We start from the raw sequence: 10,194 nt of genomic DNA, 5'->3' as shown, positions 1-10,194 counted from the left end.
GCTTCGGCAGGCTCCCCACACCCCTCAAGTTTTCATTTACCAGCGGATGGGTTGTCTTCTTGCGAAAGAGAATCCAAGGCCTGGTTCAGTGGATCGTAGTGCGCGAAGACAGCGCGACGGTATCCCTCAAGATCGCCGTTTTCTGCGCTGACCAGCATGGCCTCGTGAGCGCGAGCAGTTTCCGGAAGACCTTCAAAACCCCGATGGATCTGTGGCAGAGCCATCATGTGAATCATCCACATGGCATTGACCAGCTGCTCGGCAAGGGGGTTGTTGATCTTCTTCAAGAGTTCGGTGTGAAATTCAATGTCTTCGTCCATGAAGAACTCGCTGCGCTGAGCCTTTGAGATCATCTGGTCGACCAGTTCATGGAGATGATCATCATGCGTGCCTTGAAGTGCCTGGATTGCCTCGCTTGCCAAACCTAAATCCAAAACTTGGCGGACCCGCAAAACCTGGGACAAGGCCTCGGCGGAATCAGGAGCGGTAGAGGAGCGAAGGAAAACGGTCTTGATCAAGGGGCGAAGTGTCATGTCGCCGACAAAAGCGCCGCGTCCTTGCTGGACATCAACAATCTCAAGAGCCTTGAGCTGGCGCAGTGCCTCGCGTACCGATGAACGTGATACGCCTAGAGAATCGCATAGAGCGGACTCTGTGGGCAGAGGATCTCCGGGTTGCAAGTGATTGGCGACGATGTACTGCTCGATCGCTTCCATCGTTGTTTCGGTGCGCGAAAGTAGTGCTGGAGCGGGCGACTGTATCGCGCTCCGGTGTGCGAACACTCCAGCGTCGGGGTGAGGCGATTGAATTTCGGACATGCTTAGACTCTTTCGCACCTGGGGACCTGCTCCTCGTCGTAGAAGAGAAGACCGCGAGGTTGTGCGCGTAGACCCATTTCTACGTGCGTAATTTCCTGACTTGTACAGCGTACCATTGCTTGCGCTTCGAGTTGTCGGATATCAGTTGTCGGGTTGATTTTGCATCACTGATGAACAAGTTCAGAACAATCGGCTTGCAGAGAAAAACGACACGGTTGTTGGGATGAAGTCGAAAGCGCCGACGGAAATTCGTAGACTAGGAGAAGTGTGCTCGACGCACGCCCGGATCATCCGGTCACAATCCCAGGAGTCCCCGTGTCCATTATTGACAAGATCCTCCGAGCTGGAGAAGGACGCACCTTGCGTCAACTCGACCGGCTCGCCTCGCAAGTTGATGCTCTTCAAGAAGACTTTGAAGCCCTCACCGATGAGGAATTGCGCGGAAAAACAGAGGAGTTTAAAGAGCGCCTCAATGAAGGCGAAACCTTGGATGACATCCTGGTTGAGGCTTTCGCAACCGTTCGCGAAGCAGCATGGCGCACCCTGCGTCAGCGTCCCTTCCACGTTCAGGTCATGGGTGGTATTGCCCTCCACCGAGGCAATATTGCAGAAATGAAAACCGGTGAAGGCAAGACGCTAGTTGCGACTATGCCCTCCTACCTGCGTGCACTGACCGGTAAGGGCGTTCACGTTGTGACCGTGAACGATTATCTGGCGAAGTACCAATCTGATCTGATGGCTCGCGTCTACAACTTCCTGGGACTCACCGTGGGCTGCGTGCTGGTTGGACAGGAGCCGGAAGAACGCCGCGAGCAGTACAACGCTGACATTACGTACGGTACGAATAATGAATTCGGCTTCGATTACCTGCGTGACAACATGGCGCAGCGTCCGGAAGATATGGTCCAACGTGGTCATAACTTCGTGATTGTCGATGAGGTCGACTCGATTCTGATCGACGAGGCTCGTACCCCTCTGATTATCTCTGGCCCCGCATCCGGCGATGTCAATCGCTGGTACACAGAGTTCGCCCGCATCGCCAATATTTTGGTTCGCGACGAGGACTACGAAGTCGATGAGAAGAAGAAGACCATCGGTGTCCTTGAACCCGGTATCGATAAGGTCGAGGATCAACTGGGTGTCGAGAACCTCTACGAAGCAGCTAATACTCCGCTGATTGGGTTCCTCAATAACGCTATTCGAGCAAAGGAACTCTTCCACCGCGATCGCGATTACATCGTTGACGGGGGAGAGGTCCTGATCGTTGACGAGCACACCGGCCGTGTGCTTCCTGGGCGCCGCTACAACGACGGTATGCACCAAGCGATCGAAGCGAAGGAAGGCGTGAAGATCCAGGCTGAGAATCAGACCCTGGCAACTATTACTCTTCAGAACTACTTCCGTCTGTACCCCGAGGGCTCGCGTTCGGGTATGACCGGTACTGCAGAGACCGAAGCTGCAGAATTCGCCTCGACCTACAAGATCGGCGTTATTCCGATTCCGACGAACCGTCCGATGATTCGTAAGGATCAGGGCGACCTGGTCTATCCGACCGAGGCCGGTAAGTTCCGCGCGATCATTGATGATATCGAAGAGCGCCACGCGGCTGGACAGCCAGTTTTGGTTGGTACCGCATCGGTTCAAAAGTCTGAGCTTCTGTCGCGGATGCTCAAAGAACGTAAGATCCCGCACCAGGTTCTGAACGCCAAGCAGCACGCGCGTGAAGCGCAGATCGTTGCGATGGCTGGCCGTAAGGGCGCAGTGACCGTTGCGACGAACATGGCTGGTCGTGGTACCGACATCATGCTCGGTGGAAACTCCGAGTTCCTTGCTCAGGCAAACCTTGCCGCTCGTGGGCTGGACCCGAAGGCTGACGCAGAAGAATACCGTCGCGCGTGGCCGGAAGCCCTTGCCGAGGCCGAGGCCGCAGTTGAGGCCGAGCGCGAAGAAGTTCGCGAGCTGGGCGGTTTGTATGTGCTGGGTTCGGAGCGCCACGAGTCCCGCCGTATCGACAACCAGCTTCGAGGCCGTAGCGGTCGTCAAGGCGATCCCGGTGAGTCTCGTTTCTACCTGTCGATGGAAGATGACCTCATGCGTCTCTTCTCCTCAGGCCTTGCTCAGCGCATCATGGCCTCGGGTGCTTACCCTGAGGATCAGCCGCTAGAAAATCGTATCGTCACCCGTTCGATTGCCTCCGCACAGCACCAGGTTGAGGCTCGTAACTTTGAGATTCGAAAGAACGTCTTGAAGTATGACGATGTGATGACTGACCAGCGTGAGCTGATCTACGAGCAGCGCCGTCGCGTCCTGGAAGGCGAGGATTTGGGCCCCCAGATGAAGGGCTTCATGGAGTCCTTGGTGTCTGGGATCATCGCTGAAAAGACCAACGGTCTGTCGCCTCGTGAATGGAACCTCAAGGAACTGTGGGACACCCTGCGCGGTTACTACCCGCCCTCGGTTACTCCCGAGGAAGTTGAGGAGCAGTATGGCGGGCAGGGCTCACTGACCCGCGATGACTTGATGCGCGAGGTCTTGGGCGACATTGAAACCCAGTACCAAGAAGCAGAAGAGCAGCTCAACCACAACCCGTTGGCCATTCAGCAGCTCGGTGATGAACCGATGCGTACGCTGGAACGACGAGTGGTGATTGCAACTGTTGATCGTCTGTGGCGTGAACACCTCTACGAGATGGATTACCTGAAGGAGGGTATCGGTCTTCGTGCGATGGGTCAGCGTGATCCTCTTGTCGAATATAAGGACGAGGGTGCGCGGATGTTTAACACGATGATGGATCGCATTCGCGAGGAAAGCGTTCAGCAAATCTTCTCCTACGCACGTCAATTCCAGTTGGCGTATGAGCAAGCTCGTGAACGCGCGGCGGTCGAAGAACAGGCAGAGGGCGTATCTGAGGCTGAACTCAGCGAGGATGCACGCCGCAAAGCTGCTGAGACCGAAGAGCGGGCTATCGAGCGTTCCGCATCCGTTATGGGCGATGTGGGACAGGAAAAGACTTCTGCGCGTCTGAGCTATTCTTCGCCAGATCAAGACGGTGAGACGACCTCGACAACTGAGGGAAGCAATCGTGCTCAGCGTCGCGCAGCAAAGAAGCGTAAGAAGCGCTGATCGATCACTGTGACTGATTGTTGAGGGCGGCATGCACCACGCGGTGCATGCCGCCACTGTTTTATCTGTAGTGTCCTTACAAGACATCCAATGCGGTGACGATCCATCTGTTTTTAAAAGTCTGCAGACGCATGGAGATGACATGACGGCCTTCTCCTTGTGCGATGATCACACAGGATTCGATGACCGTTGCTGAAGTTTGGCTGATATGCCATTGAACGGGGCGACAAGGCTCGCGTCGAAAGCTACGTGGATCTCTGTCGATAATGGTGACAAGTCGTCGGTAGAGCGGTGGAACCAGCCAGCGTCGGAGTTGTTCGTAGGGGCGAAGGTGGAGAAGGACCTCCATAATGCCGCGAGCTAGTCCAATTGACCACTGGCATAAATTCGTAATTTCTTGTTCTTGTGGAATCAGAGGATTCTCGGCATTGAGATACGAGTTCAGCGTTGTTGGGCTATTAACAGGAGTATCTCGCGAAAGGTCCCAGCTGATTCGGAAAGCATGGTCTGCTGGTGGGAGCAATACTCTCGACTGTCGTGGCATTGTCAAGACTCCTTGGACGGCTGTATTCATGGGGGGAGACGCCTCGTCTTTGAGGCGGATACTGTGGAGTCTTGAGGAATTATGTTGAGCTGTCAATCCAACTATAAAATGCTTGTGTATGCGAAATGCCTGTTTAGGGAATGTATCTCCGGCGTGAATGTTGTTTAGTTTTATCAATTTTTATATGAAAATGAAGTCGTCAAGGTAGACGTATACATCAGTGGCAACAAAACAAGGATCTATTCAATCTCAGTAAAAATTGAGAAAACGTGCAGCTGCTCATGGGAAAACATCCAGATTTAGCGTTGTGGATAAGCTGTTTTTTGCCGTGAAAAGACTTAGGATCATGCATCCTTCGAACGAAAAAGTGGGCAGAGAAATCTCTGCCCACATCTGACATCTCCTAGGGTTATGCGGTGTGGCTTAAGCGTGCACGTGAATGCTCGTATTGGGTTTGGATAAATTCTTCGAGGACGGATTCTTCAACACGCCACATACGCTTGCCTCCCAATTGGATTGCCGGTAGCTCGCCGGAATTTACCAGTGAGCGCGCAGCGGAAAGCGTAATGTTGAGTGTCTCGGCGACCTCGGCGAGAGTGAGGAATCGTTGATTCATACCTATAATCATGCCATTATTTTCGGGATTTTTGGAGCCTATAAAGCAATTACTTTTGAGCTATTTGTGCAGATGAAAGCCTGTTGATTGCTCTTCGCTGGAATCATGGACGATCGATTAAGTTCGGATAATGTCACTCGTGTCAATTTGATTACTGCTACTTCATTTCACTTAATGTCATTTCGTTCTTGTCTGACACCTCTTCAGATGAATGTGGGTGGCTTAAGACAGTACGCACTTTCGTGCATAAACTTGTGATATGCGAATCTATTACCCTGTTCTTGCTCGCGAATTGGAAGAGGGGAACTTGGCGCCCCGGCCCGCCTACTGTGTCGACCCTTCCTCTTCGTTGCATGGTGAAGAGTTAGAACTTGCCGAAGACGATGCACGCGATTTAGCTGCCCTTGATTCCTTGGCGCTACTACGCGATGAACAAGGTGCGCCCAGTCGTTGCATTATCGCTGCAGATATCGAGGGCGTTTCCGTCGCGCCCTACGATGGTCAGGTTGCTCAGACACAGCCCTGCGCTCCGGTTGAAAGCCATATTGCCGCCTACTTTATCGATCATCCCGATGCTTCAGAGAAGGTCCGTGCAGTCCTTGACGCACAGACTCAAGACGAGGCGGACGAGGCTGTTGCCAGGCTGTGGGATGAAAGCATGGAATGGTACGCCCCGGAAGAGCGTGAGGACGTCATCCGTATTCTTCGCCAGATGCGCTGACGGCTAGGCCCCTCTGATGCTCAGGGTTGAGCCCCGGCCTTCTTTCCATGTGACCTGAATTTGGTCTGCGATTTGCCGTGCCATCTCATCGACATGACTGATGACGCCAATGCATCGATCGCTTTGACGTAAGGCCAGCAGCTGTGCCATCACGATGTCGAGGGTGTCGAGATCCAAGGAACCGAACCCCTCGTCGATAAACATGCTTGAAAGCATGATGCCGCCGCTTTCCGCCATAACTACGTCTGCAAGGCCAAGTGCCAATGCCAGGGAGACATAGAAGGTTTCTCCACCCGAGAGAGTCGAAGGGGTGCGAGTATCTTCAGCCTCATGATCGAAAATCAGCAGGCCTAGGCCGTTTTTGCGCGATCGTGTGGGGTCTGTGTCGCTGCGTTGAAGTTCGTAGCGTCCGTGTGAAATCTCTGCTAGTCGCGGATTGGCGGCGGAGATCAATTCTTCAAAACGAGACATGAGGATCCATGAACTCAGCGGTACTCGATGCACACTGGCTTGACCGTTTCCACTTGCAAGCTGGGCAAGTCGAAGGCGGGGATATCCTTCTTTAAGCGCTTTACCTAGCTCGGTCAGTGCAGAGTGAAGCTGGGTTTGTGAGCGGTGAATACTTTTTGTGAGTGCGTGGATGCTAGCCAGGCTGGAACTGGCTCGGAGTTCTTCTTCTCGTGCCTCTTCTCGTGCGTTTTTGCATGCATCAAGATCGGGCGCCTCTGCCGTCTCTAAACCAGAAAAACGATCCGAATTCAAACGTGCCTGAACCGTATGAAGTTCCTGGCGATGATGGCGAATCTGCTGGCTGAGTCCCTCCAACTGAGGAAGGTCTTTGAGTTCTTCACGAATCTGATTGAGGTCTATATGTCCATCTTCATATTCGGACTCTGAGAGTGCGGTATTGAGGTATTCCTGATTGCTCTGGAGAAGTTGCGCAGCTTGATCGAAGGAGTTGAGAGCTTGTGAAAAAGCATCTTGATGATCGTGCTTGCGCTCAAGGGCCTCCTTCCACTCTTCGAGCGAGGTGTAGTCCCCCAAAGCTTGGGCGAGGGATGCTTCGTATGCGCTGACTTGAGCTTTGACTTCCTGTACTCGTGAATTAATGTTTGCGAGTTTTTCTTGCGTTGAGGCGCGTGCACTCAGGATTTCTTTTTCGCTCTCTAAGGTAGCTTCAAATTCTGTGCTCAGTGCCTGATAGTTTTCTGCTACAGAGTTCAGCTGGACGATGGTTTGTCTGAGGCTATCGCGTTGAATGCGTAGGGATTCGCTATCTGATCCAGCTTGTTCATTGAGTGCGGCAATCTGCGCCACGCACTGCGAGCGCTGGGTACTGAGCTCATGAAGATGCTGATCGGCATCTTGACGCAGTGCCTCAAGTTCATCAAGTTTCTCGCGACTCATTGTATTGTCGCTATCTGATTGTGCGGGGGCAGGATGCGAGGTTGAGCCGCAGACGGGACAGGGGGCGTCCTCTTCGAGTTCGGCAGCCAATGAGGCAGCAGTTTCTTGGAGCCATATTTCGCGTGCGAGAAGAGCAGCGATGCCACTTTCTCGGGCAGTCCGATGTGCTTTTTGGATTTCCTCAGCCAGGCCGATGAGTTGAGCACGCAGGATATCGGCTCTTTCGGCCGCATCAATGCGTTGATTCAGTGCGTCGAGCTGAGCTGATGAGGATGCAAGGACAGAACGTGCCTCTTGGCTGGCCTCAATTTTCTGCGTGAGTTCTGTGCGGGTCTTAAGCAGTGCATCTGAGCGCTGTTTCAGCTCTTTGATCAGTTGATGTGCCTGGATTTCTTGGGCGGTCAACCGCTCATATTCCGCGCGTGCATCGACTAATTGCTGGTGGACGTGACTTGCGTCGCTTACCTTTTCATACTCAGCAAGAAGTTCACTGTTTCCCGCGGATAATTCGGTGTGGGCCTGAGTTGTATCGAACAGTGCGCCATCCATCCGCTCAGGGAGCGAGATGAACTTTTCTAAAGAGGAGCAGGCCTGTGCGAGTTTTGACTGTGCAGAGTCAAATTGCTGCAGGGGAGCTTTAAGAGGCTCGAGGCTTTGCAGGTGCGTTTCCTTGACGATGAGGGAATCAATCTGACTTTCTTGTGAAAGAAGCGCGGCCTGCTGGGCGGTTAACAACTTGTATTCGTTGAAGCGTTGTTGAAGGTCTTGGGCTGCGTTCAACTCTGCGTTTCGTTGATCAAGAAGGACCTGAGCAGTTTCAAGAGCACGCTGGGCATCATCGTACTGTTTCTTCAGTAGATCATTCAGCTGCCCACTGAGCGTCAGCAGATCAGCGTTTAACTCTTCGTATTCATCGGTGCTTTCAAGTTTTTCGCTCAGCTTCGTGAGATCCTCGGAAAAAGACTGGCCCAGGGGAGAGTCTGTGATCTGACTCTGTAGCGTTCCCAGAGCACTCAAAAAATCGCGGCGTGTCCGCGTGATGGATTCATCTGCTGACTTTGCTTCTTCGACAAAAGCGTTTTGCAGATCTTGAAAATACTGAGTACCGAAAATATCTCGGAGAATTTTCTCTCTATCCGAGGATTTTGCACTGAGGAAGCGCGCGAATTGTCCCTGTGGAAGAACAACAGTTTGCAGGAATTGTTCTTTTGTCAATCCGATGAGCGAGGTAATCATTGATTGCGCTTCGGGGATGGAACGGCTCAGAGCTTCGAGTGTTGAAAAACCAGAAGGATCCGAAGGACTGGGAACCACCTTCTCAAAGGTGACTGTTGCATTAACCGGGGTTGCGCGTCCCTCTTTGACATACTGCGGGGTTCGGTGAACTCGGTAAATCCCGGCAGATACTTCAAAGACCACTTCCACATAAGAGGGGTCGTTGGGCGCGCAATACAGCGAACGTAGTCGGTTTTTCGCCCCGTCGCTCCCGCTTGCGACATCTCCGTAGAGCCCGAACACGATGGCGTCGATCAGTGTCGATTTTCCCGAACCGGTTGCTCCACGTAAAAGGAAGAGTCCCGCGTCGGTGAAACGCTGGAAGTCAATAAATTGACGTGACGCAAATGGACCGATCCCGCTGAGTTCCAAAGTGAGTAGCTTCATTGGAGGTCTTCTTTCACCTTGCTCACAACCTGATCGATAACGCTGCTTTCTTCTGCTGATACCGGTTGCCCACCCTGTTGAGAGAAAAAGTCCGCAAGGGTTGAACGAATATCTATTGTTGCGAGGTCACGTTGAGGCGCGGCCAGGATCGGTGTATGTGTTGGCGCGTGGATGATCGAGAGCGCGTGTGGGTATGCAGCGCGAAGGCGGGAAACCATTGACTGAGGTCGTGCATCATCGGTAACGGTCAGAGACACATAGGATTCCCGATCGGTCTGTCTTGCTTTTTCGAGAAGAGAACCCATTGAGCCCGTGAGGACAACAAGGGGATGAGCGGATGGGATATTAACCGTTGAAAGCGCAAGAGGTGTTGAAATACCAGAAATCTCAACCCTTTGAGTATGCGGCGTGAGCTTTTCATCTTCCGGATGAGTGTCAATGATGACAGCGCTTTTATCCCCAGGAGCTTCCGAAAATGAATAGGCAATGGGTGAACCAGAATAGCGAATAGGTACCTGAGCAGAGGGAATAGCTTGAGGCCGATGCAAATGTCCTAAAGCAACGTAACTCAGCCCAGGAGTTGGTGCTTGGGGATCGCCACCAAAGTTTTCGAAGGTTTCGGCTGATACGGAGGGGACTCCACCAACTTCAATGTTGCGTTCCGAGTCTGAAGGCGCAGCACCGACAATGAAGGCATGGGCCATCACCACAGCTGGGCGCAAATCCCCTTCACTGCGTCGTTGTTTGAGATCAGTGCCGATACGCCTCATTGCTGCATCCATCACCGCCTGATGACTGCGTTCAAGCGGCTGATCAGTGGGGGACAATGCTGAACGAACCAAATCTGGTTCAAGGTAGGGGATCGGGTAGACCAAAACTCCTGGATCGCCATTGATACCAAGGTATTCGCGGGCGGTGCCAATGTCTTCAACACGCGTACACACCTGGATATTTCCGTGAAGGAAGTGCGAATACATTCCCAGACGCCCCGCGGAATCATGATTTCCTGATGTGAGTAATACGTGAGTGATGGAGCTGAGTTCTTCAAGAAGGTTCATCACTTCATTGATCTGACCGACGGGAGGAATAGCTCGGTCATAGACATCGCCAGAGATCAGAACCAGCTGGATGTTCTGCGTCTTCACGGTGTCGATGAGCCAGCGACAAAAAAGAGCGCGCGCATCACCTAAATCTTGACCGTGGAGACTGCGGCCAAAATGCCAATCGGAAGTGTGAAGAATTCGCATGTGCCTAGTATGAACTGCCCCACCGGCATTTTGAGTCACTTTGGAGGAGCACCAGA

At 52.8% G+C, this 10,194-nt stretch carries 7 protein-coding genes; 2 read left to right on the top strand and 5 right to left on the bottom strand.

Annotated elements, in window-relative coordinates; genetic code table 11:
- Positions 1-32: 32 nt before the first annotated feature.
- Entirely contained in the window at positions 33-818 is a 786-nt protein-coding gene (locus tag KHW85_RS07855; RefSeq protein ID WP_291458004.1) for a GntR family transcriptional regulator, read from the bottom strand.
- A 315-nt stretch (positions 819-1,133) separates the two neighbouring features.
- Here KHW85_RS07855 and secA point away from each other — a divergent pair, with 315 nt between their 5' ends.
- Positions 1,134-3,941, top strand: a complete 2,808-nt coding sequence (secA, locus tag KHW85_RS07850) for a preprotein translocase subunit SecA (RefSeq protein WP_291459478.1) — start codon at positions 1,134-1,136, stop codon at positions 3,939-3,941.
- A 76-nt stretch (positions 3,942-4,017) separates the two neighbouring features.
- Here secA and KHW85_RS07845 read toward each other — a convergent pair whose 3' ends face one another.
- Together KHW85_RS07845 and KHW85_RS07840 are read right to left on the bottom strand one after the other, a co-directional pair.
- Entirely contained in the window at positions 4,018-4,485 is a 468-nt protein-coding gene (locus KHW85_RS07845; RefSeq protein ID WP_178706834.1) for an Rv3235 family protein, read from the bottom strand.
- 409 nt (positions 4,486-4,894) lie between these two features.
- Positions 4,895-5,101: a helix-turn-helix domain-containing protein gene (locus tag KHW85_RS07840; RefSeq protein WP_178706837.1), complete on the bottom strand. Its 207-nt coding sequence runs from the start codon at positions 5,099-5,101 to the stop codon at positions 4,895-4,897.
- 259 nt (positions 5,102-5,360) lie between these two features.
- On the opposite strand from KHW85_RS07840, the gene KHW85_RS07835 reads away from it, so the two are divergent.
- Positions 5,361-5,822 carry a hypothetical protein gene (locus tag KHW85_RS07835; protein WP_291459477.1) on the top strand — a complete coding sequence of 154 codons (462 nt, stop codon included), beginning with the start codon at positions 5,361-5,363 and terminating at the stop codon, positions 5,820-5,822.
- A 3-nt stretch (positions 5,823-5,825) separates the two neighbouring features.
- On the opposite strand, the gene KHW85_RS07830 is transcribed toward KHW85_RS07835, so the two are convergent.
- Both KHW85_RS07830 and KHW85_RS07825 read right to left on the bottom strand, forming a co-directional pair.
- Positions 5,826-8,891, bottom strand: a complete 3,066-nt coding sequence (locus tag KHW85_RS07830) for an SMC family ATPase (protein ID WP_291459476.1) — start codon at positions 8,889-8,891, stop codon at positions 5,826-5,828.
- Entirely contained in the window at positions 8,888-10,138 is a 1,251-nt protein-coding gene (locus KHW85_RS07825) for an exonuclease SbcCD subunit D (RefSeq protein WP_291459475.1), read from the bottom strand. Before KHW85_RS07825 ends, KHW85_RS07830 begins: the two co-directional genes overlap by 4 nt.
- Between the last annotated feature and the right edge of the window lie 56 nt (positions 10,139-10,194).

This window comes from Actinomyces sp. oral taxon 181 (genome assembly GCF_018370895.1).
GTDB lineage: Bacteria > Actinomycetota > Actinomycetes > Actinomycetales > Actinomycetaceae > Pauljensenia.
This window is presented reverse-complemented; position numbering and strand designations above follow the sequence as displayed.